This window comes from Chromobacterium phragmitis, assembly GCF_003325475.1.
GTDB classification, from domain to species: Bacteria; Pseudomonadota; Gammaproteobacteria; order Burkholderiales; family Chromobacteriaceae; genus Chromobacterium; species Chromobacterium phragmitis.
This window is the reverse complement of record NZ_CP029495.1, coordinates 1,438,007-1,463,880: the sequence shown is the minus strand read 5'-3', so window position 1 is coordinate 1,463,880 and position 25,874 is coordinate 1,438,007. Positions and strand designations below refer to the sequence as shown.

General features: G+C 63.9%; 26 protein-coding genes, 2 tRNA genes, 2 rRNA genes, 1 other RNA gene and 1 riboswitch. Of the genes, 27 read left to right on the top strand and 4 right to left on the bottom strand.

Annotated elements, in window-relative coordinates; translation table 11 throughout:
* The first annotated feature begins 53 nt into the window (after positions 1 to 53).
* The 16 genes from DK842_RS06915 (at position 54) to speB (ending at position 15,827) form a co-directional block, all read left to right on the top strand.
* Positions 54 to 130: transfer RNA gene (locus tag DK842_RS06915), tRNA-Ile, on the top strand.
* An 86-nt stretch (positions 131 to 216) separates the two neighbouring features.
* A tRNA-Ala gene (locus tag DK842_RS06910) sits at positions 217 to 292 on the top strand.
* A gap of 255 nt (positions 293 to 547) precedes the next feature.
* Positions 548 to 3,437 (top strand): 23S ribosomal RNA (locus tag DK842_RS06905).
* Between the two features lie 125 nt (positions 3,438 to 3,562).
* Positions 3,563 to 3,677 (top strand): 5S ribosomal RNA (rrf, locus tag DK842_RS06900).
* A gap of 268 nt (positions 3,678 to 3,945) precedes the next feature.
* Complete coding sequence (gene pilV / locus DK842_RS06895) at positions 3,946 to 4,386, top strand: type IV pilus modification protein PilV (protein ID WP_168194832.1); 441 nt, start codon at positions 3,946 to 3,948, stop codon at positions 4,384 to 4,386.
* Positions 4,383 to 5,447: a PilW family protein gene (locus tag DK842_RS06890; RefSeq protein ID WP_168194831.1), complete on the top strand. Its 1,065-nt coding sequence runs from the start codon at positions 4,383 to 4,385 to the stop codon at positions 5,445 to 5,447. The genes pilV and DK842_RS06890 overlap by 4 nt, the downstream gene beginning before the upstream one ends.
* Positions 5,444 to 6,004, top strand: coding sequence for a pilus assembly PilX family protein (locus DK842_RS06885; protein ID WP_114060799.1), 561 nt, complete (start codon positions 5,444 to 5,446; stop codon positions 6,002 to 6,004). Before DK842_RS06890 ends, DK842_RS06885 begins: the two co-directional genes overlap by 4 nt.
* 7 nt (positions 6,005 to 6,011) lie before the next feature.
* Complete coding sequence (locus DK842_RS06880; protein ID WP_114060798.1) at positions 6,012 to 9,662, top strand: pilus assembly protein; 3,651 nt, start codon at positions 6,012 to 6,014, stop codon at positions 9,660 to 9,662.
* Between the two features lie 10 nt (positions 9,663 to 9,672).
* Positions 9,673 to 10,080, top strand: coding sequence for a type IV pilin protein (locus DK842_RS06875; protein ID WP_114060797.1), 408 nt, complete (start codon positions 9,673 to 9,675; stop codon positions 10,078 to 10,080).
* Positions 10,081 to 10,090: 10 nt separating this feature from the next.
* The gene (locus tag DK842_RS06870; RefSeq protein ID WP_145963986.1) at positions 10,091 to 10,648 is read left to right on the top strand and encodes a GspH/FimT family pseudopilin; all 558 of its coding nucleotides are present in this window, start codon (positions 10,091 to 10,093) and stop codon (positions 10,646 to 10,648) included.
* Between the two features lie 122 nt (positions 10,649 to 10,770).
* A complete protein-coding gene (gene rfaE2, locus DK842_RS06865) occupies positions 10,771 to 11,271 on the top strand; it encodes a D-glycero-beta-D-manno-heptose 1-phosphate adenylyltransferase (protein ID WP_114060795.1) in 501 nt (166 codons plus the stop codon).
* Complete coding sequence (locus tag DK842_RS06860; RefSeq protein ID WP_114060794.1) at positions 11,268 to 12,233, top strand: biotin--[acetyl-CoA-carboxylase] ligase; 966 nt, start codon at positions 11,268 to 11,270, stop codon at positions 12,231 to 12,233. Before rfaE2 ends, DK842_RS06860 begins: the two co-directional genes overlap by 4 nt.
* The gene (locus DK842_RS06855; protein ID WP_114060793.1) at positions 12,230 to 12,943 is read left to right on the top strand and encodes a type III pantothenate kinase; all 714 of its coding nucleotides are present in this window, start codon (positions 12,230 to 12,232) and stop codon (positions 12,941 to 12,943) included. The genes DK842_RS06860 and DK842_RS06855 overlap by 4 nt, the downstream gene beginning before the upstream one ends.
* Entirely contained in the window at positions 12,943 to 13,749 is an 807-nt protein-coding gene (locus DK842_RS06850; RefSeq protein WP_114060792.1) for an SPOR domain-containing protein, read from the top strand. Before DK842_RS06855 ends, DK842_RS06850 begins: the two co-directional genes overlap by 1 nt.
* A gap of 97 nt (positions 13,750 to 13,846) precedes the next feature.
* The gene (locus DK842_RS06845; RefSeq protein ID WP_114060791.1) at positions 13,847 to 14,653 is read left to right on the top strand and encodes a YoaK family protein; all 807 of its coding nucleotides are present in this window, start codon (positions 13,847 to 13,849) and stop codon (positions 14,651 to 14,653) included.
* 205 nt (positions 14,654 to 14,858) lie between these two features.
* Entirely contained in the window at positions 14,859 to 15,827 is a 969-nt protein-coding gene (gene speB / locus DK842_RS06840; RefSeq protein ID WP_011134045.1) for an agmatinase, read from the top strand.
* 223 nt (positions 15,828 to 16,050) lie between these two features.
* Here the strand turns inward: speB and cobS are convergent, their stop codons facing one another.
* From cobS to cobT, 3 genes are read right to left on the bottom strand one after another with little or no spacing between them, the layout of a single operon-like run.
* Entirely contained in the window at positions 16,051 to 16,782 is a 732-nt protein-coding gene (gene cobS / locus DK842_RS06835) for an adenosylcobinamide-GDP ribazoletransferase (RefSeq protein WP_114060790.1), read from the bottom strand.
* Complete coding sequence (locus DK842_RS06830; protein WP_114060789.1) at positions 16,770 to 17,372, bottom strand: histidine phosphatase family protein; 603 nt, start codon at positions 17,370 to 17,372, stop codon at positions 16,770 to 16,772. The genes cobS and DK842_RS06830 overlap by 13 nt, the downstream gene beginning before the upstream one ends.
* A complete protein-coding gene (gene cobT / locus DK842_RS06825; RefSeq protein WP_114060788.1) occupies positions 17,369 to 18,403 on the bottom strand; it encodes a nicotinate-nucleotide--dimethylbenzimidazole phosphoribosyltransferase in 1,035 nt (344 codons plus the stop codon). Before cobT ends, DK842_RS06830 begins: the two co-directional genes overlap by 4 nt.
* 120 nt (positions 18,404 to 18,523) lie before the next feature.
* Positions 18,524 to 18,726: riboswitch (cobalamin riboswitch) on the top strand.
* Positions 18,727 to 18,854: 128 nt separating this feature from the next.
* Here cobT and DK842_RS06820 point away from each other — a divergent pair.
* The 8 genes from DK842_RS06820 to DK842_RS06785 all read left to right on the top strand — a co-directional run bounded on the left by DK842_RS06820 (position 18,855) and on the right by DK842_RS06785 (position 23,799).
* A complete protein-coding gene (locus tag DK842_RS06820) occupies positions 18,855 to 20,684 on the top strand; it encodes a TonB-dependent receptor domain-containing protein (protein WP_114060787.1) in 1,830 nt (609 codons plus the stop codon).
* Positions 20,685 to 20,694: 10 nt separating this feature from the next.
* A complete protein-coding gene (gene cobU, locus DK842_RS06815) occupies positions 20,695 to 21,222 on the top strand; it encodes a bifunctional adenosylcobinamide kinase/adenosylcobinamide-phosphate guanylyltransferase (RefSeq protein ID WP_114060786.1) in 528 nt (175 codons plus the stop codon).
* A complete protein-coding gene (locus tag DK842_RS06810; protein ID WP_114060785.1) occupies positions 21,219 to 22,097 on the top strand; it encodes a cobalamin-binding protein in 879 nt (292 codons plus the stop codon). The genes cobU and DK842_RS06810 overlap by 4 nt, the downstream gene beginning before the upstream one ends.
* A gap of 21 nt (positions 22,098 to 22,118) precedes the next feature.
* Positions 22,119 to 22,328 (top strand): hypothetical protein, encoded by a 210-nt coding sequence (locus tag DK842_RS06805; protein ID WP_114060784.1) that lies wholly within the window; start codon positions 22,119 to 22,121, stop codon positions 22,326 to 22,328.
* Positions 22,325 to 22,636 (top strand): cell division protein ZapA, encoded by a 312-nt coding sequence (locus tag DK842_RS06800; RefSeq protein ID WP_114060783.1) that lies wholly within the window; start codon positions 22,325 to 22,327, stop codon positions 22,634 to 22,636. The genes DK842_RS06805 and DK842_RS06800 overlap by 4 nt, the downstream gene beginning before the upstream one ends.
* Before the next feature lie 28 nt (positions 22,637 to 22,664).
* Positions 22,665 to 22,847: non-coding RNA, 6S RNA (gene ssrS / locus DK842_RS06795), on the top strand.
* A 14-nt stretch (positions 22,848 to 22,861) separates the two neighbouring features.
* On the top strand, positions 22,862 to 23,473 hold the full coding sequence (locus DK842_RS06790) for a 5-formyltetrahydrofolate cyclo-ligase (protein ID WP_114060782.1): 612 nt from the start codon (positions 22,862 to 22,864) through the stop codon (positions 23,471 to 23,473).
* Entirely contained in the window at positions 23,470 to 23,799 is a 330-nt protein-coding gene (locus tag DK842_RS06785) for a DUF1294 domain-containing protein (protein WP_114060781.1), read from the top strand. Before DK842_RS06790 ends, DK842_RS06785 begins: the two co-directional genes overlap by 4 nt.
* Here DK842_RS06785 and DK842_RS23355 read toward each other — a convergent pair.
* The gene (locus tag DK842_RS23355) at positions 23,796 to 23,963 is read right to left on the bottom strand and encodes a YajG family lipoprotein (RefSeq protein WP_168194830.1); all 168 of its coding nucleotides are present in this window, start codon (positions 23,961 to 23,963) and stop codon (positions 23,796 to 23,798) included. The genes DK842_RS06785 and DK842_RS23355 overlap by 4 nt on opposite strands.
* 121 nt (positions 23,964 to 24,084) lie before the next feature.
* On the opposite strand from DK842_RS23355, the gene DK842_RS06780 reads away from it, so the two are divergent.
* From DK842_RS06780 to DK842_RS06770, 3 genes are all read left to right on the top strand, one after another.
* Positions 24,085 to 24,555, top strand: coding sequence for an EVE domain-containing protein (locus DK842_RS06780; protein ID WP_114060780.1), 471 nt, complete (start codon positions 24,085 to 24,087; stop codon positions 24,553 to 24,555).
* Between the two features lies 1 nt (position 24,556).
* Entirely contained in the window at positions 24,557 to 25,366 is an 810-nt protein-coding gene (locus DK842_RS06775; RefSeq protein WP_114060779.1) for a sulfite exporter TauE/SafE family protein, read from the top strand.
* Between the two features lie 64 nt (positions 25,367 to 25,430).
* A complete protein-coding gene (locus DK842_RS06770; protein WP_145963985.1) occupies positions 25,431 to 25,814 on the top strand; it encodes a hypothetical protein in 384 nt (127 codons plus the stop codon).
* Positions 25,815 to 25,874 lie beyond the last annotated feature (60 nt).

The following is a 25,874-nucleotide window of genomic DNA, read 5'->3' as shown; positions in this document are numbered from 1 at the left end:
CGCCTGGATCTGCTGGATTTTGATCGAAAAGGATGTGGTATCAAACGACTACTGGGTTTGTAGCTCAGCTGGTTAGAGCACTGTGTTGATAACGCAGGGGTCGTAGGTTCGAGTCCTACCAGACCCACCAGTATTTTTTGGGTCAGGCAAGGCGCGAAGGAGCGGCATGTGCTTATGCACATGAGCGACTGAGCAACGCAGCATCACCCAAAAAGAGGGGGATTAGCTCAGTTGGGAGAGCACCTGCTTTGCAAGCAGGGGGTCGTCGGTTCGATCCCGTCATCCTCCACCATCGCAAACAAAATCGAATTCGGAAGAGTTGGATTCTGTTTGCGTTGTATAAACGCCCGATCTTTAACAAACTGAAGAAGCCGAATATATAAAGACGGCGAGACAAACGACATGGAGTTAATTCTGCATGTTGAATGAATCGTCATCTTGGGTATTTGATTGTATCTAAGGCTGCGTCGCCATATCAAAAGGGGCGGTGCAGTCGTCGCACAAACACTCTCTGTTGTTGCGGTAATTTAGGTTACTGAAATGATAGGGTCAAGCGACTAAGTGCATCTGGTGGATGCCTTGGCGATCATAGGCGATGAAGGACGTGTAAGCCTGCGAAAAGCGCGGGGGAGCTGGCAATAGAGCTTTGATCCCGCGATGTCCGAATGGGGAAACCCCTCCGCAAGGAGATCCCTGACTGAATCCATAGGTCAGAGGAGGCGAACTCAGCGAACTGAAACATCTAAGTAGCTGAAGGAAAAGAAATCAACCGAGATTCCGTAAGTAGTGGCGAGCGAACGCGGAACAGCCTGACTGTGTTATGAGTTGCGTTAGTGGAAGGTTCATGGAAAGGACCGCCATAGTGGGTGATAGCCCCGTACACGAAAACGCATCGCAAGAACTAGGCAGTCGACAAGTAGGGCGGGACACGAGAAATCCTGTCTGAAGATGGGGGGACCATCCTCCAAGGCTAAATACTCATGATCGACCGATAGTGAACCAGTACCGTGAGGGAAAGGCGAAAAGAACCCCGGGAGGGGAGTGAAATAGAACCTGAAACCGGATGCATACAAACAGTGGGAGCGGACTTGTTCCGTGACTGCGTACCTTTTGTATAATGGGTCAGCGACTTACGTTCAGTAGCAAGCTTAACCGAATAGGGGAGGCGTAGGGAAACCGAGTCCGAATAGGGCGCTTTAGTTGCTGGGCGTAGACCCGAAACCGAGTGATCTATCCATGGCCAGGATGAAGGTGCGGTAACACGCACTGGAGGTCCGAACCCACTAGTGTTGCAAAACTAGGGGATGAGCTGTGGATAGGGGTGAAAGGCTAAACAAACTCGGAGATAGCTGGTTCTCCCCGAAAACTATTTAGGTAGTGCGTCAAGTATCACTTCCGGGGGTAAAGCACTGTTATGGCTAGGGGGTCATTGCGATTTACCAAACCATGGCAAACTCTGAATACCGGAAAGTGCGAGCTTGGCAGACAGACAGTGGGTGCTAACGTCCATTGTCAAGAGGGAAACAACCCAGACCGCCAGCTAAGGTCCCAAATGATCAGTTAAGTGGTAAACGAAGTGGGAAGGCCTAGACAGCCAGGATGTTGGCTTAGAAGCAGCCATCATTTAAAGAAAGCGTAATAGCTCACTGGTCGAGTCGTCCTGCGCGGAAGATGTAACGGGGCTCAAACTGATAACCGAAGCTGCGGATGCACAGTTTACTGTGCGTGGTAGGGGAGCGTTCTGTAGGTCTGTGAAGGTGTCTCGTAAGGGATGCTGGAGATATCAGAAGTGCGAATGCTGACATGAGTAGCGATAAAGCGGGTGAAAAGCCCGCTCGCCGAAAGCCCAAGGTTTCCTACGCAACGTTCATCGGCGTAGGGTGAGTCGGCCCCTAAGGCGAGGCTGAAAAGCGTAGTCGATGGGAAACGGGTTAAAATTCCCGTACTTTTGTGTAGTGCGATGTGGGGACGGAGAAGGTTAGGTCATCAGACTGTTGGAATAGTCTGTTTAAGCCGGTAGGCGTGAAGGGTAGGCAAATCCGCTCTTCTTTAACGCCGAGAAGTGATGACGAGGGTCTACGGACCTGAAGTGACTGATACCACGCTTCCAGGAAAAGCCACTAAGCTTCAGCTACACAAGAACCGTACCGCAAACCGACACAGGTGGGCAGGATGAGAATTCTAAGGCGCTTGAGAGAACTCAGGAGAAGGAACTCGGCAAATTGATACCGTAACTTCGGGAGAAGGTATGCCTGTTGAGGTGTAGTCCCTTGCGGATGAAGCTTTGACAGGTCGCAGAGAATCGGTGGCTGCGACTGTTTAACAAAAACACAGCACTGTGCCAACACGAAAGTGGACGTATACGGTGTGACGCCTGCCCGGTGCCGGAAGGTTAAGTGATGGGGTGCAAGCTCTTGATCGAAGCCCCGGTAAACGGCGGCCGTAACTATAACGGTCCTAAGGTAGCGAAATTCCTTGTCGGGTAAGTTCCGACCCGCACGAATGGCGTAACGATGGCCACACTGTCTCCTCCTGAGACTCAGCGAAGTTGAAGTGTTTGTGAAGATGCAATCTCCCCGCTGCTAGACGGAAAGACCCCGTGAACCTTTACTGTAGCTTTGCATTGGACTTTGAACAGACTTGTGTAGGATAGGTGGGAGGCTTTGAAGCCAGGACGCTAGTTCTGGTGGAGCCGTCCTTGAAATACCACCCTGGTGTGTTTGAGGTTCTAACCTTGGTCCGTGATCCGGATTGGGGACAGTGCATGGTAGGCAGTTTGACTGGGGCGGTCTCCTCCCAAAGTGTAACGGAGGAGTTCGAAGGTTACCTAGGTACGGTCGGAAATCGTGCTGATAGTGCAATGGCAAAAGGTAGCTTAACTGCGAGACCGACAAGTCGAGCAGGTGCGAAAGCAGGACATAGTGATCCGGTGGTTCTGAATGGAAGGGCCATCGCTCAACGGATAAAAGGTACTCCGGGGATAACAGGCTGATACCGCCCAAGAGTTCACATCGACGGCGGTGTTTGGCACCTCGATGTCGGCTCATCACATCCTGGGGCTGTAGCCGGTCCCAAGGGTATGGCTGTTCGCCATTTAAAGTGGTACGTGAGCTGGGTTCAAAACGTCGTGAGACAGTTTGGTCCCTATCTGCAGTGGGCGTTGGAAGTTTGACGGGGGCTGCTCCTAGTACGAGAGGACCGGAGTGGACGAACCTCTGGTGTACCGGTTGTGACGCCAGTCGCATTGCCGGGTAGCTAAGTTCGGAAGAGATAACCGCTGAAAGCATCTAAGCGGGAAACTTGCCTGAAGATGAGACTTCCCTGGAGGCTTGACCTCCCTGAAGAGTCGTTCGAGACCAGGACGTTGATAGGTCGGGTGTGGAAGCGCTGTGAGGCGTGAAGCTAACCGATACTAATTGCTCGTGAGGCTTGATCCTATCATTTGAGTGACTTAGAGAGCTAAGTGACGAAGATAGAGTGTGTGCGACACGATCAGATACCGAATATTCAGAATCAGAGAACATCTCTGGTTCAGGCTTCTTTCAGTTTGTGCCAGTTTATGTCTGGTGGCCATAGCGAGATGGTCCCACGCCTTCCCATCCCGAACAGGACCGTGAAACATCTTAGCGCCGATGATAGTGTGGCATTCGCCATGTGAAAGTAGGACACCGCCAGACGCCTCATACACAAGCCCAGCTCTATCGAGCTGGGCTTTGTGCTTTCTCCCGTCCAGATTCTTATTTCAAGCGACAGCTCCGCCAGGGAAACCGGTGGGGCTGCGTTGCTTATGTCTCAGGCTTCGGAGCCAGTCCGTCCATCGCCGCCGCAAGCCCTTTGGTCGGTTCAAGAGGGCTTCGAGCTTGGCTACGCCCTATGCTGACAGCAGGGCTACATCTGGAGATGGAGATGCGTTGCCGAGCGAGTCGCGGGATAGGAGGCTTCACCATGCTGGAGGTCTTGATCGCCTTGCTGGTATTGGCGATGGGAGTATTGGCGGCGATCGCAGTGATGGTGAACGCAGAGCGGGCCAGCAGCTCCGCTTACTTGCGCCAGATGGCAAATCAGTATGCCTACGACATGATTGACCGTATGCGAGCCAACTCCTCGCAGGTCAGCGCGGGAAGCTACGATGTGGCTTCCGGCACCAGTCCTGCCACCTTTCAGAGCGATTGCGCCACTGCCGCCTGCAGCACGGCGACAATGGCGACTTACGACAAATACCAGTGGCTAAGCGATGTGCAGAACAATCTGCCGGGCGGCACCGGCAGCGTTTACCAGCCAACCAACGGCGGAGGCAGTGAGCGAATTGTGCAGATATGGTGGACGGATGGCAACGCGGTGAGCGGCGGAACGCAGCAGTCGGTGACGGTGAGGACCATCATGTGAAGACGAGGCGCGCGCGGAGCGGTTTCTCGCTGGTGGAACTGATGGTGGCGATCACCATCGGCTTGCTGCTGCTGACCTCGCTGATCGGCATCATGGTGGGGGGGCGCAAGGATTATTCCACGAATACCGGCCAGGGCATGCTGCAAAACGCTGGCGCCACCTTGTCTAGCGTGATTTCGCAGACCGCGCGCTCGGCGGGTTTTTTCGGCTGCTCCGGCGCAACCACCTCGAATACGCTGGTGGCGGCGAATGGTTTGCTGGGCAATTTCAACACTCCGGTCATCGGGTTCGACGCGGTGTTGGCTTCATCCACGTTGACCTTAAGCTCGCTGAACGGGAGCAACGACGCCACGTTGACCGACTGGACGCCGACTCTGGACAGCAGCCTGCAGGGACTGGTGGCCAAAGGCAGCGATGTGCTGGTTTTCAGCGGACAGACCAATGGTTCGGTGCCAGTCTGGGTGAATGCATACGCTTCGGCGGGCAGCACCGCCCTGCAGACGCTGTCTGCTTCAGGCGTGGCCGCCAACGATTTGTTGTCGGTTTCCAACTGCGGGCATTCCTCCATCATGCAAGTCAGCAATATCGGCAGCGCGGGGAACAACAGCGTGATCAATTTGCGCCAGGCGCTGGATGCGGACTTCCCTGTAGGCTCGGTGGCGGCACCCTTGTCGCAGACGGCTTATTTCGTGGCCCAGGCCGCCGGCACCCAAAGCGCGCTGTATCAGGCGGTGTATGACGGCACGACGGGCAGCTGGCAGTTGACGCCGGTAGTGCCGGGCGTGGATGCGCTGCAGATATGGTATGGCGTGGGCAGCGCGCCTGGCGCGACCACGCAGTATCTGTCGGCCGGGCAGGTCGGCAACTGGGCCCAGGTCAATAGTTTGAGGATCGCAGCCTTGCTGGAGGGGCCATTGGGTTCCGCTCCGGCAACGGGCGGGGGACGTTGCGCGAACCAGACCAACTGGACTGTGCTGGGCAGCACGGTGGTGGTGCCTTGCGACACCCGTTTGCGCCATGTCTACACGATGACGGTTTCATTGCGGAATGCCGGTCTATGAAGACTCTGCCACATGTTCATGGCTCGCGGGGCGATCAGGCGGGCGTGGTGTTGATCGTCGCGCTGATTTTCATGCTGGTGATCATGATTCTGGGCTTGGCTGGCAGCAGCCAGTCTTTGGGCCAATTGCACATGGCCAGCAACAATGCGCAGTACCAGAGCAATCTGGAACTGGCGGAGGGGACGCTGCGCCAGGCTTACGCCTCGATGCTGCAAGGCGGCTTTTCCAGCCAGACGTTCACCGTCTCCGGCAATAACGGCTATTACCAGTTCAATGCCAGCGCCACGCCGGCATGGCAGCAAAATCTGTACAACGCCTCGTTCTGGAGCGACAGCGCCAAGGCCATAGCGGGTTATGCCGGCACGCCGCCGGTTGCCGGCATCGTTAGCAGCTACGTGGTGGAAAGCATGCCTGACGCCTGCCGGGCGGGAACCAGCTGCGGCAACCGCGGCATTTATGGGCAACAGGCCGGTGGCAACAACTACCGGGTGACGGCGAGAGTGGCGACCAGCAGCGGCGCCAGCCCTGTCGTGGTGCAGGCCATTTTCACTCAGTGAGGCGGAGATGACGCGAAGAGTGCCGATATTGCGCGTAGCCCTGGTTCTGCTGACCGTGGTGGCGGGGCTCGCGGCGTTCTGGGCATGGGGTGGCGGGTCCACGGCGACGCTGGCCATTTCCCAGGTGCCGCTGACAATCACCACGCCGGCCCGGCCGCAAGTGGTGATCGCGGTGACCAATTCCGAATCGATGGACGGCAGCACCATCACCTATTGCAATGGCACCGGCAATAGCGGGGCCAATTGCAGCAGTGGCTTTTCCACAAGCTACACCGGCCGCGGCGGCGCGTTGTTGACCGGCTCCGGCGCGGTCAGCGGGTTGACCGGTTCGGCTTCGCCGATCAACTACCCGGTGCCGTCCAACTTCACGCCGCCGGTCAGCGGGGGAGCCGCGGGCAGCATGCAGCCGTACACTGCGGCCTTGTCCGGCGGCCAGCTGGCGGATAACAGCCCGTCGCGGCTGAATGTGGCAAAGGCCGGCATTCTATCGATCTTGAACACCTATCTCGCCACCACCGATTTCGCCTTGCTGTCTTATCAGATGAGCCGCACCTCCTTGTACACCACCTGGGTGTATTACATGTCGCCGACCGGAGGCTTCGGCTTCACCAACACGCCGACGGCCACCAGCAGCACCGACACGGTCCTTAATCCATGCTACGGCTACAGTTCGTCCTCGTCGTCTACGGTGAAAAGCAATTGCGGCTCCATCGTCACCGCGCTGGGCGCGAGCAGCAGCACGGTGAGCGGCTCGCAGTACATGACGGTGGCAGCCACCAGCGACGACGCCAGCATCAACGACGTGCTGTATGCTTCCAGTCTTAACCCGGTGTTCATGACCTATGGCACGGTCAGTCCCAGCAATCCCTACAGCTATTTTTCGCTGAGCAGTTACAAAAACGGTTCGATTTCCGTGTCGTACAGCAAGGTCGCGCCGAACAGCGGCGGCTGGAGCACCTCTCCCACCAATGCCGGCTATGTGCCATACGCGCCGCAAGTGCTGTACGCGCAGCGCGGCTGGGGTTACGGGGGGTCGCAGTCATACAGCGCCGCCGCCACCAATGTGGCGATGACCAATCTGGGCAGCCCGTCAGCCAGCCAACTCTCCAGCGCCTACAACTCCTTCTCGCCTTTCTTGCAGCCGGAGACCAACTCCACCAGCACCTCGGAAATCAAGGCGGCGGCGGGACAGTCGCCTATTTACGCCTTGCTGAAGACGGCGCAGACCTCGTTCACCAGCACTTCGTCCAGCAGCGGCTGCGCGCCGCAGAAGTACGTGGTGTTGATCACGGACGGCCTGCCCACCCAGGACAAGAACGGCTATTACTGGCCGCCGGCGGGCAGCGCCGCGGCCGCGGGCTATGGGGTGACCGCCAGTTTCAACGCCGACGGCTCGTTGAATACGGGGGGGACCAACGATCAGGCGCTGCTGGATGCGATCAGTCAGATCCAGACCCTGGCCAGCGCCGGCATCAAGACCTATGTGATCGGCCTCGGCGCTGGGGTGGCGCCCGCCACCAACCCGACGGCGGCGCAAACGCTGACGGCGATGGCGGTGGCGGGCAACACCGGTGCCTATTATCCGGCGGTGGATCCATCAGCTTTCAGCAACGCGCTGGGCTCCATCCTGGTGCAGATTCAGAAGGGCAGTTACGACCAGGCGTCGGTGGCTCTGAACAGCACCACGCTCAGCACCAATACCCAGGCCTTCCTGGCCAGCTTCAATCCCAGCGACACGCCGTACAGCGACTGGACCGGCGATCTGTCCGCCTACGCGCTGGGCACCAGCAGCGGGTTGAATGTCAGCAGTTCTGCCAGCTGGAGCGCGCAGACGCAGCTGGATGCGCTGGCTGGCGGCAGCGGTTGGCAGAGCGCGCGTCTGATCGCCACCTGGGACGCGGCCAATGGCAGAGGCGTGCCCTTCCGCTGGCCCGCCGCCGGGGTGACCGGCATCAACAGCGCCCAGCAGTCGCAGTTGCAGCCATCCGACACCAAGGGCAGCCTGAGGCTCAACTATCTGCGCGGAGACGCTTCCCAAGAGGCGCGCAATGGCGGCGGCTTCCGCAGCCGCAGCCATCTGCTGGGCGACGTGGTCGACAGCGGGCCGGCCTATGTCGCCAAGCCGGACGGGCCTTATATCGACACCAGCTACCAGACCTTCATCAGCAATAACGCCAATCGCGCGCCCATGCTTTACTTCGGGGCCAACGACGGGATGGTGCACGCACTCAACGCCAGCACCGGCAACGAGGCCTTCGCTTTCATCCCCAATGGCGTGTTCGCCAACCTGTACCAGCTGACGGGCACCTCTTACAACAGCAACCACATTTATTTCGTCGATGGTTCGCCGCAGGCCGGCGACGTGCAGTTCTCCGACAACGCCTGGCATTCCATTCTGGTGGGCGGGCTGGGCGGCGGCGGCAAGACCATCTATGCGTTGGACATCACCACGCCATCCAGTCTCACCACCGAGACGGCGGTGGCGAACGCCGCTTTGTGGGAGTTCAGCGACAGCGGCATGGGCTATTCCTATGGCAGGCCGACCATCGCCAGGCTGAACGGCGCGAGCAACGCTTTCGCGGTGTTTTTCGGCAACGGCTACGCCAGCAGCGGCAATCACGCCATTTTCTACGCGGTGAATCCGCAAACCGGCGCCACCCTGGCCAAGATAGACCTGTGCAGCGCAGTGCCCGCGGCCTGCAACAGCAGCGCGCCGCAGGGCTTGTCCGAAGTGGTGGCGATCAACAGCAGCGGCAACGCAGGGGCTGCGGTGGACACCGTGTACGCCGGCGATCTGCAAGGCAATCTGTGGGCGATCAACGTATCCAGCTCCAATCCGGCCAATTGGTCGGTGCGCCTGTTGTTCACAGCTACGGACAGCAGCGGAAACCATCAGCCCATCACCGCCGCGCCGGCGGCGACGCTCAACCCTAACTTTCCCAAGCAGAAAGGGATGATGGTGTATGTCGGCACCGGCCAATTGCTGGCGCAGGCCGATCTGACCAATAGCAACACCCAGTCCTTCTATGCGATTTACGACAATATGAACATCACCGGCTTGACGCCATCCAATCTGCTGCAGCAGACGGAGACAGCCATCGCCACCTCGGTGTCAGGCTTCCCCAGCACCACGGTGTCGTCCAGCCTGTACAACTGGCAGAGTCCGAACCCGCCGCTCAATTGCGTGGTCGGCCGCACTTGTCCGACGCTGTACGGCTGGTATTACAACCTGAGTTTCGCCGGCAGCGGAACCCGGATGCTGACCAATCCGCAGATATTCGCCGGCAATGTGGTGTACACCACGTTCTCGCCGCCGACATCGCCGTGCACCGCCGGCGGCGTTTCTTTCCTGATGTCGTCCAATTACGCGACCGGCGGTCCCCCGGCCCAGCCCTTCCTCGACGCCACTGGCGACGGCGTCGTCAACGGGCAGGACGTCTACAACCAGCAACCTTTGTCTGGGGTGCAGCTGGGCAGCTTCTTCGCCTCCACCCCGGCCTTCGTGATGTCCAGCCAGGGAGGGTTCACCGCCAGCATCCTGGTGGGCGGCGGCAACAGCTCCAGCCGCAACAATTGCGCCAACGGCAAGCTCAGCTGCACCAGCAGCAGCCCGTCGCAGCAATACTATTCTTGGAGTGGATGGTGGCAGATCTTGTGAGGGGGAGCGTATGCGAGGCGTGACGCTGGTCGAGTTGATGATTACCCTGGCTGTGGTGGCCATTCTGGGAGCCATCGCCTATCCGATGTACTCCAGCTATGTGCAGAAATCCAGGCGGGGCGACGCCTGGCAGGCTTTGACCACCGCGCAGGCGCAGATGGAGCAGTGCTACGCGCAGTATTTCGCTTACAACAACGCGGCCTGCGCCGTGACGGCGGCGTCTCCCAGCGGCTATTACCAGGTGCAGATCGCCTCGTCCACCAATGCCAGCACCTATACGCTGACGGCCACGGCGGTGTCTTCCGGCGTCCAGGCCTCCGATACCGGCTGCAACAGCTTCAGCGTCGGCAACAGCGGCAGCCGCAGCGCCCAGAACGCTCAGGGCGCGGATACCTCCAACGCCTGCTGGCCGCATTGAGGCGCGGGCCGTGAGGGGGCGGGCGGGCGGAGGCGGTTTCACGCTGGTGGAAATGCTGGTGACCATCGCCGTGGCGGTGCTGCTGTTGACCGTCGCCTTGCCGGCTTGGCAGGTATTCGTCCAGAACGAGAGGCTGAACAGCACGCGGGACCAGTTGATCAACGCGCTGAACCAGGCGCGCTCGCTATCCATCAGCAACGACGACGTGGTGACGGTCTGTCCGTACAACGCGGCGTCGCCGACGACATGCGGCGGCAGCTGGAGCGCCGGCTGGGCCATCCTTGAATTGCCGCAGGGCAGCGCCAGCATGGTGTTGACGCAGGCGCGGCCCCTCAGCGCCGGCGCGCCTACCATCAACGTCGCCACCACCGGCGGCGCGGCGATCGCCAGCGTCAGCTTCAACCCTCGGCCCCCCTACGTCGCGGCAGCCCAGAGCGGAGACTTCCGCATCTGCGACAGCCGCGGCGCGAGCTACGCCTTGTCCTTCAATTTGTTGAGCACGGGCTATATCCAGCAGTCTTCCAGGGCGGGCTACACGCTGGCCGGCGCCGCGCTCGCCTGCCCTTGACGCGTTCCGAGTTGGGCAGCTACCGGGGACGGTGGTATGCTTCGCGATCCATTCCGTTTCACGACGCCGCGGCGGCCCCGGCATGCCATGCCGCCGTCGCCGGCATCCGAGCAAGGAAAAGCATGAGTTACCCGTCGCCGTCGTTTGAAGACAAGGTCTGCCCGCCCGAGCGGCTGGCCGAGCGCCTGGCCGCGCTGCCGCGTCCGCTGGTGTTCACCAACGGCTGTTTCGACATCCTGCACCGCGGCCATGTGACCTATCTGGCTCAGGCGCGCGCCTTGGGCGCCAGCCTGGTGCTGGGGCTGAACACCGACGCTTCGGTGCGGCGGCAGGGCAAGGGCGACGACAGGCCGATCAACAACGAGCTGAACCGCGCCGCGGTGCTGGCCGCGCTGGAGAGCGTGAGCCTGGTCACCTGGTTCGACACCGATACGCCGGCCGAGCTGATCGAGCAGGTCAGACCTGACGTTCTGGTCAAGGGCGGGGACTGGACGGTGGACAAGATCGTCGGCAGCAGCGAAACGCTGGCGCGCGGCGGCCAGGTCCACTCCATTCCGTTTTTGTTCGATACCTCCACCACTAAGACGCTGCAGCGAATCCGCGCCGCCGAGGGCAAGGCGTGAGCGAGCACGCGTTCGCGGTGCTGCGCCATCTGTCCGATGGCCGTTTCCACTCCGGCGAAGACATCGCCCAGGCGTTGGGCTGTTCCCGCACGCTGGTATGGCAAGCGGTGCATGCGGTCGAATCCGAGTTGGGTCTGACTGTGTTCAGCGTTCGCGGCCAGGGCTACAGGCTGGCGCAGCCGTTCGGTTGGCTGGATGTGGCCGCCGTGCGGGCTGGGCTGTCTGAGCGCGCCGCGGAAACCTACACGCTGGCGGTGGCGGAGCGCACGGACTCCACCAATTCGCAATTGATGGCGCGCGCCGGCAACGGCGGCCTGCATGGATTGGTGCTGGCTTGCGAGCTGCAGACGGCCGGGCGCGGCCGCCTGGGCCGGCGTTGGCAGGCCAGGCTGGGCTCCGGGCTGACCTTTTCGCTGCTGTGGCGTTTCGAGCGCGGCTTGGCCGAGCTGGCGGGCCTGTCGCTGGCGGTGGGCGTCGCGATCGGACGGGCGTTGCGTGCGTTGGGCGCGCCGGTGGCGTTGAAGTGGCCCAACGACGTGTTGCTGGATGGCCGCAAGCTGGCCGGCATCCTGATCGAGGTATCGGGCGACGCGTTGGGCCCTGCCGCGGCGGTGATCGGCATCGGTCTGAACGTCGCCGATCCTGGCGAGGTGGACCAGCCGGTGGCCGCGCTGGCGCACGCCGGCGTCGAGCCGGATCGCAACCGGACGCTGTCCGCGCTGCTCAACGAGCTGGCGCAGGTGCTGGCCGATTTCGACCGCGACGGCTTCGCGCCGCTGCGCGAGGAGTGGTGGGCTCTGTGCGCGCACCGCGACGCAGCGGTGCGGCTGAGTTTTTCCCACGGCGAGCCCGTGGACGGCATGGCCATCGGCGTGGCCGACAACGGCGCGCTGCAGGTGAAAACGGCCCAAGGGGTGCGGACCTTCCATATCGGCGAGGTCAGCCTCAGGGAGCGCCAATGAAATTACTGATAGACGCCGGCAACAGCCGGGTGAAGTGGGCGCTGTACCAGGGCGCGGACTGCGTCGAGCAGGGCGCGGCCGAGCACGGAGAACTGGCCGGCCTGGCCGATGCCTGGCGCGGACGGCCGTTGGAAGGCGCCTGGCTGTCGTCGGTGGCGAAGAAGGACGTGGCTGACGCGTTGGCCGCCGCCGCGCCGTGCCCGCTGCACCGCGTGCACGCAGAGCGCAGCTTCGGCGACGTGTGTAACCATTATCGCAACACCGCCGAGCAGGGGGCGGACCGCTGGCTGGCGGTGCTGGCCGCGCGCGAACTATGCAGAGGCGACGTCATCGTCGCCTGCGCCGGCACCGCGCTGACGGTGGAGGCCCTGACCGAGGAGGGCGATTACTTGGGCGGGCTGATCCTGCCCGGCCATGGCCTGATGCTGCAAAGCCTGGCCCAGGGAACGGCCAACCTGAACCGCCAGGCCGGCGAGGTGGTGGATTTTCCGCAAGGCACGCAGGACGCGCTGGCCAGCGGCGCGATGGCGGCGCTGAGCGGCGCCATCGCCGAGCAGCGCCGGCGGCTGGCCGAGCGCACCGGCCGCGCGCCGGCCACGGTGATTCTCACCGGCGGCGACGCCGCCCGCATCGCGCCATGGCTCGCGGCGCCGTTGCAGATCGTGGATAATCTGGTGCTGATGGGTTTACTCAAGGTGGCGAACGCGTGATGAAGTGGTTTGTGGCGCTGGTGGTGGTGCTGAATCTGGTGGTGGCGATGTATGGCTCGCTGAAGCAGCGGCCGCCGCTGGACGTGCATGCCCAGGAAGTCAGTCCCGGGCAGGTGAAACTGCTGCCCGCCAACTGGAGGCCGGACGCGTCCGCGCCCAAGGCGCAAGCCAGCGCGCCGGCCGCGTCCGCGCCCGCCGCCCAGCCTTTGCATGAGACCAAGGCGGCGGCCAGCGCGGCTCAGGCCCTGGCTAAAGCCGCGGGCAAAACGGAGGCCTCGAAACCCGCGGCCAAGGCGGCCGATAAGCCGCAGGAAAAACCGGCGGCGGACAGGAAGGCAGAGGCGTCGGCTTGCTACCGCTGGGCTGGCCTCAACGACAGCCTGCTGGCCAGGGTCAAAGGGGGCGTGCCGCAGTTGAAGCTGAAGTCCGGCCAGTTGCAGGAAGAAAGCAAGGAAGAGAGCAAGGGCGCCGGCCGCTTCTGGGTGTACTACCCGCCGCTGGCCACTCAGTCCGAAACCAAGACCCTGTCGGCGGAGATGAAGGAAAAGGGCTTCGACAACTACATCGTCAGCAATGCCGAATTCAAGGGCAACCTGTCGCTGGGCCTGTTCGGCAAGGAGGACGCGGCCAAAGCGTTGGCGGCGCGGTTGAAGGCGGCCGGCTACGACAAGGCGGTGGTGAAGTCCAAGGACCAGCCGTCAAAGGTGAGTGCGCTAACGTTCAAAGATCTGGACGCGGCGCAGGCCGAGCGGCTGCAGGCGTTGCAGAAGCGCTTGACGCCGGGTATTCCGCTGAAGGGTTGCTAGCTGGATAAAGTTTGATCCAGCGGCTTGCCCGGCAAGCATGTTGCGGTGCAATATTCCAACGGCGACAACCAGTCGCCGTTTTGCTTGTCCTAATTACATGTCCAGACACTTTCACATCACCCGGCTGCTGGATCGCGGCCGCTTCAACGACAGGGTATTGCGCCAGCTGGGCTGGTCGATGGCCTTCATCGCCGGCGCCATCAACGCCGGCGGCTTCCTGGCGGTGCACCGCTACACCTCGCACGTGTCCGGCATCGTGTCCGGCATGGCCGACGCCTGGGCTACCGGCGAGATCCGCCTGGCGTTGTCGCTGCTGGTGATGCTGTGCTGTTTCGTCGGCGGCGCGATGCACAGCACCTGGTTGATCCTGTGGGCGAGGCGGCAGCGGCTGCGCGGCGGCTACGGGGTGTCGATGATGGAGGAGGCGCTGTTGTTGCTGGTGTTCGGCTTGCTGGGCGCGGGCTTGTCGCTGCACAAGGGTCTGTTCACGCCGCCGACGGTGATGCTGTTGTGTTTCATCATGGGCATGCACAACACCATCGTCACCAAGCTGTCCGGCGGCCTGCTGCGCAGCACCCACATGACCGGCGTCGCCACCGATCTGGGCATCGAACTGGCCAAGATGAGCTATTACAACCGCCAGGCCAACCCGAGAGTGGCCGCGGTGCGCTCCAATCGCAAGAAATTCCGCGTCTACGCGCTGATCCTGCTGGCCTTCTTCATCGGCGGCGTGGTGGGCGCGCTGGGTTTCAAGCACCTGGGTTTCGGCTTCACGCTGCCTTTGGCGCTGTTCCTGTTTCTGCTCGGCCTCCGGCCCGCCTGGTATGACGTCAAGCTGCGCTGGCGCTGGTGGCGCGGCCGCTGGTCGGCGCGCCGCGCGCGCGTGGCTGCGCAGCATGGCTGAATCGGGCTGTCGTTCGCGGCGTTTCCCCGTCTATTTTTAGTCTTGACTTGAACCTGTCGCGCCATCGCGGCACACTTCGGGTTTTCCGCGCCACGGGGCGCGGCAGCCTCAAGCCGTCGGCTGTGCAAGATGGACGGTAATCGTCGCGAAACCATGCGGAATCAATTGTTTGACCGCAGCGGCGTACTCTCGCCTGGAGAGTGGCATGAGTGATGAAATGATCTATGGCGACGGCGCTATCCGCCGTCAGGGCCTGTATGGCTCTTCCATCGAAAACACCTACGCCGGCGTGCTGTCCTTCATGCGCCGCAATTACAGCCGCGACCTGGAAGGCGTGGACGTGGCGGTGTCCGGCATTCCGCTGGACCTGTCGGTCACCTTCCGTTCCGGCGCGCGCATGGGCCCGCAGGCCATCCGCGCCGCCAGCGTGCAGCTGGCCGAGCTGAAGCCGTATCCGTGGGGCTTCGATCCGTTCGAAGACCTGGCTGTGGTGGACTACGGCGACTGCTGGTTCGACGCGCACAATCCGCTGACCATCAAGCCGTCCATCATCGAGCACGCCCGCACCATTCTGGCCTCCGGAGCCAAGATGCTGACCTTCGGCGGCGACCACTACGTCACCTACCCGCTGTTGATCGCGCACGCCGAGAAGTACGGCAAGCCGCTGGCGCTGCTGCACTTCGACGCGCACTGCGACACCTGGCCGGACGACAGCCCGGACAGCCTGAACCACGGCACCATGTTCTACAAGGCGGTGAAGGAAGGCCTGATCGACCCGAAGAAGTCGGTGCAGGTCGGCATCCGCACCTGGAACGACGATTTCATGGGCCTGAACGTGCTGGGCGCGCCGTGGGTGCACGACAACGGCGTCGACGCCACCATCGCCGAGATCAAGAAGACCATCGGCGACGCGCCGGTCTACGTGACTTTCGACATCGATTGTCTGGACCCGTCCGCGGCGCCGGGCACCGGCACGCCGGTACCCGGCGGCCTGACCACCGCGCAGGCGCTGAAGATCATCCGCAACCTGGGCGATCTGAACATCGTCGGCATGGACGTGGTGGAAGTGGCTCCCAGCTACGACCAGAGCGAAATCACAGCCATCGCCGCCGCCCACATCGCCTGTGACATGCTGTGCCTGATGCGCAACAAGAAGGTGGCGGGCACGCTGTAAGCGGTTGGCCGTTTTAAGAAAATGCCGTCGCGCTGGAGTCCCGGCGCGCGGCATTTTTTGTTGGGGTGCCGAAGGTGGTTAACCGTACAGGGCTGGTCGGTAGCCGCCAAGAACCCCTTGGCCTGCCTGGCGGGCAGCCTCGCCGTGTAAATCATGCCCGCGCGGGGGACTCAGATCAGGTTTGCCTGTCGATCCTGATGCCGCCCAGATTGCGGACGGGGCATCAAAGCCACCCCGGCACCCGCCACAGCAGCAAGCCCAGCATCCCGATTTCGCAAAGCTCCACGCCCGCCCCCAGGCAGTCGCCGGTCATGCCCCCCAGGCGGCGTTTCAGGAAGGCTCGCCAGACCAGGCCGGCCAGCGGGGCCAGCAGCAGCGCCGGCGCCAGCCAGGCGGACAGCGCCAGCAGCGCGGCCAGGTTCAGGCCCATGCCGGCCCAGTCTTTTTGCCAGGCGAAGCGCTCGCCGCTGCCGGGCGCGATGGCCGGCAAGGTGGCGGACCAGGCCACGGCGAAGCCGCGCGCCCAGGCTGGAACCAGCAGCAAGCCCCAGGCCGGGCCGCCCTGGCGGGCGATCAGCATCAGCAAGACCAGCTTGGCGACGATGGCCAGAATCAGGGAGAGGACGCCGAAGCTGCCCAGGTGCGGGTCTTTCAAGACTTCGAAAAAGCGCTCGCGCGAGCGGTGGGCCGCGCCCAGCGCGTCGGAGAGGTCGGCCAGGCCGTCCAGATGCAGGCCGCCGGTGACCATCACCCAGGCCAGCAGCGCCAATAGCGCCGCCAGCCAGGGATCGACCTGGCCGCCCAGGCGCAGCGAGGCCAGCAGCAGCGCGCCGACGATGAGGCCGACGGCGGGAAACCAGCGCGCGCTGGCCGCCTGCCATTCGGGTTTGAACGCGGCCAGCTGCGGCGTGGGCAGCCGGGTCAGGAACTGCACCGCCAGGATCAGTCCGCGCATGCGGACTCCAGGCGCAGCAGGTAGGCCGGATGTCCTTCCAGCATCGACAGCTGTACGAAGCCGCCGCGCTGCACCGTCATCAGCTTGGCCACCGAAAATTCGGTGCCCAGCAACTCGGCCATCAGCACCGTGATCACGCCGCCATGAGTGATCAGCAGCCGGTGGCTGCCTCGGGCTTCGGTCATCCAGTCGGCCAGGCCGGCCAGCGCGCGGGTGCGGAATTGCTCGAAGCTTTCGCCGCCGGGCGGGGACAGCCTGCCGTTTGCCAGGTCCGCGCCCCAGCCGGGGTGCTCCCGCTCCAGATCGGCCACCGGCTGGCCGTCCCAGCCGCCGAAGTCCATCTCGGCGAAGCGCGGGTCCACTTTCAGCGTCAGCGAGCCGGCCAGCGCCTGCTTGACCGCGAACTCGCGGCAGCGCTGCAGCGGCGAGGTGGCGATGCAGGTGACCGGCGCCAGGTTGCTGATGCGTTTCCAGCTATGTTCCAGCTGCTGGTGGCCCAGTTCGGTCAGCGGCAGGTCGGTCAGGCCGATCAGCCGGCCGTCGTGCGGAATGTCGCCATGGCGCAGCAGGGTCAGGGTGTAAGGGTTCATGCCGATTTGCCGCTGATGCCGGCCTCCTCGAAGGTGGCCATCTGCGCATGCAGCTTCACCGCCATCTGCAGCAGCGGCACGCAGACGGCGGCGCCGGAGCCTTCGCCCAGCCGCATGCCCAGGTCTACCAGCGGGTGCAGCTGCAGCGCGGTCAGCGCCAGCTCGTGGCCGGACTCCGCCGAGCGGTGGCTGGCCAGCAGCCAGTCGTGCAGCGAGGGCTCGATCGATTTGGCGCACAGCGCGGCGGCGCTGGCGATGAAGCCGTCCACCAGCAGGGGAACGCCCAAGCGCGCGCCTTCCAGGTAAAAGCCCGCCATGGCGGCGATTTCCAGGCCGCCCAGTTCGGACAGGGTGTCCAAGCCGCTGAGGTTTTCCCAGGCTACGCGCGCCAGCGCGGTCTTCACCACCCGGCGCTTGTTGGCCAGGCCGATGTCGTCGATCCCGGTGCCGCGGCCCACCACCAGCTCCGGGCTGGCGCCGGTGAGGCGGCAGATCAGCGCGGCGGAGGCGGTGGTGTTGCCTATGCCCATGTCGCCGGCGATCAACAGGTTGGCGCCGGCCTCCGCCGCGCGGCGGGCGGCGGCGCGGCCGGCTTCCAGCGCGGCCTCGGTTTCTTCCGCGCTCATCGCCGCCTGTTTGGCCAGGTTGGCGCTGCCGGGCTTCACCTTGGCGTGGACGATGGGCAGCGCCGACACGTCGCCGGCCACGCCCACGTCCACGACCTCCAGCCGCGCGTCCAGCGCGCGCGCCAGCACGCAGATGGCGGCGCCGCCGTTGGCGAAGTTGCGCACCATCTCGGTGGTGACCGCAGACGGAAAGGCGGAGACGCCCTCCACGGTGACGCCGTGGTCGGCGGCGAATACGGCGATGGCCGGACGCAACGCCTCAGGCAGGGCCCGGCCTTGCCAGGCGGCGAAGCGGCAAGCCAGTTCCTCCAGCAGGCCCAGGCTGCCGGGCGGCTTGGTCAGTACGGCTTGACGGGCGCGGGCGGCGTTGCGTGCGGAAAGATCCAGGGGTTTGCTGCTGTTCATGGTATGGGCCTGCTGCGGAGGCGGACATGGTCCGGCCGTTGAGTGGGAGCCGGCGCGGGACGCCGGTTGGACTCTAAGCATATTACTGCTTGGCCGGTGCCGCCAAAAGTCCGGCGGGTTATAATCCGCCGATCAGCAGGTGTTCGCGCCCGCCAGGCGGCGCTCGGATGAAACGGGAAGCCGGTGCGAAGCCGGCGCTGCCCCCGCAACGGTAAGGCCTGGCGCGCAAGCGTCCAGGCGGCGCATGGCCACTGTCCGCAGGATGGGAAGGCGCGCCGCCGGCAAGGCCCAGCCCGGAGACCGGCCTGCGTCGCCCCGGCCGGAAGCCGGCGGACTACTGGAGTTTCGCGGGGAGGCGATTCGACAGGCGTTCCGGCTCTGCCGTGCCGTCCTTTGCTGCTGTTGCCCTCTTCGCACTCAACGTTGCCCTTATCGTGGAGTGTGTCTTTACATGTTCGAGCTTCAAACCTGCGCCGCGCTGACGGCGCTGGCCTGTTCCAGCCTGGCCCTGGCCGACGGCGTGCCCCAGTTCGTCGGCGACCCGGTGATCATCACCGCGAGCCGCATCGCGCAACCCTTGTCCCGGACCTTGGCCGACGCCAGCGTGATCACCCGCGACGAAATCGAGGAAAGCGGCGCGCAAACGCTGCAGCAGGTGTTGTCGCGCCAGGCGGCCATCACGATTACCAGCAACGGCGGCCCAGGCGCTTCCAGCGGCATTTTCATGCGCGGCGCCAACTCCAATCACACGGTGGTGCTGGTGGACGGTATCCGCATTGCGTCTGCGACATTAGGCACCACTGCGATTCAGAACATTCCGCTGGAGCAAGTGGAGCGGATTGAAATACTGCGCGGGCCGGGGTCCAGTTTGTACGGCGCGGATGCCATTGGCGGCGTGATACAAATCTTCACCCGCAAGGGCGAGGGAGCGCCGCGTTTCAACGCGGCGGTGGAGGCCGGCACGCGAGGAAGCGGCAAGCTGAGCGCCGGAGTGGGCGGCAAATCTGGCGGCACCGCTTATAACCTGCAGTGGAGCCATGATCAAGCTGACGGCTTTTCGGCGACGAATCCCAAGAGTTCCAGCTACAACCCGGATCGCGATGGCTACAACAACGATAGTTACAGCGCGAATGTGACCCAGGCCGTGGCGCCGGGCCATGATTTGACGGTGCGTTTATTCCAGAGCTTTGCCAGGGCTGATTTTGACCAAAATGGAACGGGCCAGGATTGGGGCAAGACTCGTTTGACTGGCCAGAGCCTTGAGTCGAAGAACCAGTTTGCCGATGTTTGGACCAGCACGTTGCGATTCAGCCATGGACAAGACAAGCAAGAAACCTTCAGCGACGCGGCTGGCGGCCGGCGCGACAGCCTGTACCAAACCACGCAGAACGAGTGGCTGTGGCAAAACGATGTGTCGACGGGCATCGGCAAGTTCATCGTGGGAGCGATGCGCGGCAATCAGAAGGTCGACAGCGACAGCGTGTTTACCAAGAATACCCGCAGCACCAAGGCGGTATTCCTGACTTACCAGCTGGAGGTGGGCAGGCATGCGTTGCAAGGCAGCGTCAGGCGTGACCGCGACGATCAGTTCGGCGGCAAGACAACCGGCAAGATCGACTATGGCTACCGCTTTGCCGATGGCTGGCTGGCACGCGCGGGTTATGGCACGGCTTACAAGGCCCCAACGTTCAATGATCTGTATTCGCCGTATGGCGGGAATCCGTCGTTGCGTCCGGAGCGATCGCGTAATGCAGAGCTGGCCGTGCAATATCGCAAGGGGCAGGATGTATTCAGCGCAACCGCGTTCCGGAATGATGTCGACCAGATGATTATCTGGGCGCCGGTTTCGCCGGGATCTTTCTTTTGGAGCCCAAGCAATGCGAACAAGGCATTGATCAAGGGGGTGACGCTTGAGGCCGAGACCAGCTTGAAAGGGACGCGTCTGGGCATGAACGTCACGTTGGTGGATGCGAGGGATGGCGGAACCGGTCAATGGTTGCCGCTGCGTCCGCGGCAAAGCGCCAATTTCACGGCCAGCAGAGATTGGAACCTGTGGACTGCGGGCGTCGAACAGCGCGTTGTCTCCGTACGTTACGACGTGAGCTCCAATACGATGTTGCATGGCTATGGCGTGACCAACGCCTTCGCCAACTACCGCTTCGCCAAGAACTGGACCGCGACGGCCCGCGTCGACAATCTGTTCGATCGCGAATACGAAACCGCTTACGGCTACAACACCGGCGGCCTGGGCGCCTTCATCGGCGTGCGCTACAGCCAGTAAGGAGCCATCCATGCCCCACTTGATCACCGGCGGCGCCCGCAGCGGCAAAAGCCGCCACGCCGAAGACCTGGCCCGCCGGCATGGCGGCCCGGTGTGCTACCTTGCCACCGCCGAGGTGCGCGATGCCGAGTTCGCGCGCCGGGTGGCGCTTCACCGCGCGCAGCGGCCGGCGCACTGGAGCGTGGCGGAGGCCGGCCGCGGGCTGGCGGCCATCATCGCCGCCCATGACGCGCCAGGCGGGCTGCTGCTGATCGACTGCCTGGGCATGTGGCTGATGCGTTTCTTCGGCGAGCAAGGCTTCGACGAGGCCGAGTACGCGGTGGAGCGCGACGCGTTGCTGGCCGCGCTGGGGCGGCTCAAGGGCGAGGCGTTGCTGGTGTCCAACGAAGTGGGCTGGGGCGTGGTGGCCAGCGACGCCGAAACCCGCCGCTTCGTCGACGAGCTGGGCCGGCTCAACCAGCTGGCGGCGGCGCGCTGCCGGCGGGTGACGCTGGTAGCCTGCGGCTTGCCGCTGGTTTTGAAGGAGCCATCCGCATGAGGCTGGCGAGCCGATTCGGCTGGGCGCTATTGCTGGCGTCCGCCTGCGGCCAGGCCGCGGTTCAGGCCGTGGACGGCGCCGGCAACGCCATCGCGCTGGACCGGCCGGCGGCGCGCATCGTCAGCCTGGTGCCGCACGCCACCGAGCTGTTGTTCGCCGCCGGGGCCGGGGGCAAGGTGGTGGCCGCCGTCGATTACAGCGATCACCCGGAGGCAGCGAAAAAACTGCCGCGCGTCGGCGGTTTCACCGGCTTCAGCCTGGAGGCGGTGCTGCGCCAGCGGCCGGATCTGGTGGTGGCCTGGCAGGATGGCGGCACGCCGCGCGAATTGGAGCGGCTGCGGCGCATGGGGGTGCCGGTGTTCATCAGCCATCCATTGCAGCCGGACGACGTGGCCAGGGAGATGGTCGAGCTGGGCAAACTGGCCGGCACTGACGCCGCGGCAGCCCGGGCGGCCGCGGGGTATCGCCGAAAGTTGGCGACGCTGCGGCAGCGCTACGGCGGCCGCGCGCCGGTGCGAGTGTTCTACCAGTTGAGCCAGACGCCCATCTTCACCGTCAGCGGCAAAAGCTATATCGACGCGTTGATCCGCGTCTGCGGCGGCGTCAACGTATTCGCCGATCTGCCGCTGCCCGCGCCGCAGGTGTCGACCGCCGCCGTAGTGGCGGCGCAACCGCAGGCCATCGTGGCGGGAGACGACGCCACGCTGGCGATGTGGAAACGCTGGCAGGCGCTGCCCGCGGTGGCGAGCGGGGCGTTGCTGGCCTTGAGCGGCGACGCCATCGCCATCCCCGGCCCCCGGCTGGTGGACGGCGCCGAGCAACTGTGTGCCCGGCTGGACACAGCGCGGCAGCGGCTGGGTTTGACGGCCCGATAGCCGCCCGTTATCCTCGCCGCCATGGACAATGAACTGGAATACCTCGAATCCCGAGTCGCGGCGCTGATCGGCCGCATCCGGGAGCTGGAAGTCCAGAATGGCCGTTTCGCCGAAGCGCTGTCCGAAGCGCTGAAGGAAAACGCCGAGCTGAACTTCCGCGTCAACGAAACCCGCAGTCGGGTGGCGGCCCTGGTGGCGCGCCTGCCCGCCGCGCCGGAGAATGAGCAATGAGCGACGTGGTTCAGGTCGACATCGAGCTGCTGGGCAGGCATTTCACCATCGGCACGCCGCAAGGCGAGCAGGAAACCCTGCTGGAGGCGGTGCGCCTGCTGGAAGGCAAGATCGCCACCATCCAGCAGCACGGCAAGGTGATGGACGCCGACAAGATCGCCATCATGGCCGCGCTGAACATCGCCCACGATTTGTTGAAGACAAAAGTGGGAGAGGGCTTGGAGATGGCGGCGTTTCAGCGTAAAATACGCGGCATGAGCGAGGCTGCCGACCAGGCGCTGAGCCAAAGCCAGCAGCCGCTGTTCTAAAACGGCGCTGGCGCACCAAAGGTCAGTTTATCCCCTGCGGTGTTCGTGACGGCACACAATTCCTTTGTACCAATGCGTTCGCTTTTGGCTGCCAGCGTGAGACATGGGCGTGCCGCGTCCCTTGTGGACGCGCCCGAAATGTCTGGCAGGCGGCCCCTCCTGGAAACAGGGTACAAGCGAATTTAGCCCGAACGGCACTCGCGGGGGTCTCCCCCCCTTCCTCCCATGGCCTCCTTTGATCCCGCAATCGACAAACCGGCGCTGAGACGCCAGCTTCGCCGCGCGCGCATGGCTTTGCCGGCCGCTTGCCGCGCCGCCGCCGCGCGCGCCATCGCCCGCCATGCGTCGCGTTTGTTGAAACGCGGCAAGCGCATCGGCGGCTATCTGGCTGCCGGCTCCGAGCTGGACTTGGCCGAATTGATGAACGCGGCGCTGTGGCGCGGCGCGAAAATCTATCTGCCGCAGATTCCCCGGCGTGGCCGCCGGCTATGGTTCACCCGGCTGGACGCCGCCGATCGCTGGTATCTCCATCCCCGTTATCGGATTCTCGAATACGCCGGCGCGCGGCTGCGCGCCGAACGGCTGGACCTGCTGTTCGTGCCGCTGTTGGGCGTGGACCGGGATGGCTACCGGATGGGGCAGGGCGGCGGCTTCTATGACAGCACGCTGGCCTTCCGCCGCCGGCATGCCTTGAGCGGCAAGCCGCTGCTGGTCGGCGTGGCTTTCGACTGCCAGTTGGTGGACGCGGTGCCGCGCGAGGCATGGGATGTGAGGCTGGACTGGCTGCTGACCGAATCCGGCCTGCGCCGCTTGCCGTTGCCGAAGGAGGGGGCATGATATTGCTGCTGTTGCTGCCCTTGCTCGTCGCCTGCTTGCTGGGCGGGCTGGCCTGGTGGTGGTGGCTGCCGTATGCCGTGATGGCCGCGCCCACGCTGCTGGCTTATTGGCTGGACAAGCGCGCGGCGCTGCGCGGCCGCTGGCGCATTCCGGAGGCTAGGCTGCAGCTGCTGCATCTGGCCGGCGGCTGGCCTGCCGCCTGGTTCGCGCAGCGCGCCTTCCGCCACAAGACCCGCAAGCAGCCTTTCCTGGCGCTGTATTGGCTCGGCGCGCTGGCGAATGCGGCTTTGCCGCTGGGCTGGCTATGGCTGCGTAGCCGCGCCTAGCGCCAACCATGGCGCGGACCGTAGCCGTAGTAATAAACCGGCGCGGCCGGCACCATTACCGCGGCGGGGCGCACCACCACCGGCGCCATCGCGACGCGCGGCGGCTCCACTACGCAGCCGGCGAGGCCGCTGGCCATGGCGGCGGCCAGAATCCATTGTTTCATCTTCGCTCTCCTCGACATCAGACAGGGGGCCTGTCTCATGAGCGTCAGCATACGAGGCAATCTTTCCAGTAAGATTGAGCAAGTCTTTCTCCATCCACTCAGCGATTAACAGATATTGCCCATGCGCTACTGGCTGATGAAGTCCGAACCGGACGAAACCTCGATCGATCACCTGGCCGCCGAACCCCGTCGGCTGTTCGAATGGACCGGCGTGCGCAATTACCAGGCGCGCAATTTCATGCGCGACGACATGCGGCCCGGCGATTTGCTGCTGTTCTGGCACTCGTCCTGTCCGGAGCCGGGCATCGCCGGCATCGCCGAAGTGGCGTCCGCCGCGCATCCGGACTCCAGCCAGTTCGATCCGGCCAGCCCCTATCACGATCCCAAGTCCGACCCCGCCAGTCCGCGCTGGCTGTGCGTGGATGTGCGCTTTGTCCGGAAGACGCGGCTGTTGCAGCCGGCCGAATTGCGCCAGCATCCGCCGCTGGAGGGCATGGCTGTGCTTAAGCGCGGGAACCGCTTGTCGATCACGCCGGTGGCGGCGGAGGAGTGGTTGTATTTGATGGAGCTGCTGGGCATGGAGGGGGGCTGACATGCTGTCGTGGGAGCTTTGGGCCGCGTTGCTGGCCTGTGGGGCGGCAGCCGGTTTTCTGGCCGGCCTGCTGGGGGTGGGAGGCGGGCTGATCATCGTGCCGGTGGTGCTGGCGGTGCTGTCCGCCGCGCGTCTGGGCGGCGAGCACGCCCAGCATCTGGCGGTGGGCACCTCGCTGGCGGTGATGGTGTTCACCAGCTTGTCCAGCGTGCGCGCGCATCATAAGAAGGGCGCGGTGGACTGGCGCATCGTGCGCGGCATGGCGCCGGCGATGGTGGCGGGCACGCTGTTGGGCAGCCTGGTCGCCGGCTGGATATCCGGCCTGGCGCTGCGCTGGTTCTTCGTGGCCTACGCCTACGCGGTGGCGGCGCAGATGATGATAGGCCGCCAGCCCAAGGGCGGGCGCGAGATGCCTGGCGCGGCCGGGCAGGGCATGGCCGGCGGCGCCATCGGCATGGTGTCCAGCTGGGTGGGGATAGGCGGCGGCTCGATGAGCGTGCCCTTCATGAGCTGGTGCAATGTGCCGGTGCATGCCGCCATCGCCACCAGCGCGGCGCTAGGCTGGCCCATCGCCGTATCCGGCGCGCTCGGTTACTTGTACAGCGGCTGGGGCGCGGCGGGATTGCCGCCGGGATCGGCCGGCTTCATCTATCTGCCGGCGATGCTGGCGTTGATGCTGATGACGGTGCTGCTGGCGCCGGTCGGCGCGAAGGCCGCGCACCGGCTGCCGGTGGCGCGGTTGAAGAAGGCTTTCGCCGTGTTGATGACGGTGATGGCCAGCCAGATGCTGTACAGCCTGTTGCGCGGCTGAGGCCGCATGCAACCTTGTGCCGTCCGCGCGTGTCGAAACTGGTTTGATCACGGAGGGATGGCGCGTGTTGAAGATCGCGATGGCATGCATGGTGGGGGCGCTGGCGGCGCCGGCCTGGGCATATACCGACGAGGGCCGGCTGCCCTTCGCCGGCCAGCCGGGCGAGCTGCCGCTGGAGGTGGCGCTGCGTTTCGCCAAGGATAGGCTGGGCGAGGACGGCCGCTTCGAATACGCCACGCTCAAGGTCATTCAGACCAGTAAGCCCGAGGCTTTCGACCAGGCAGGCATCACGCTGATCCGCGAAGGGCTGATGGACGACAGCGTCAAGGGCGTGCGTCAGCGCTTTGAGCTCAGCCGCGAGGAAAACGTCTGGACGCTGCGCGCGGTGAAGGAAGACTTCTCCTGCTGGCGCGGACGCAAGGGCTGGGGCGTCAAGGCCTGCCCCTGATACCGGGCGCGCCAAGCATTTGTTTTTTGGGTCTTATCGCCGATGCGAAGACGCCGTTAT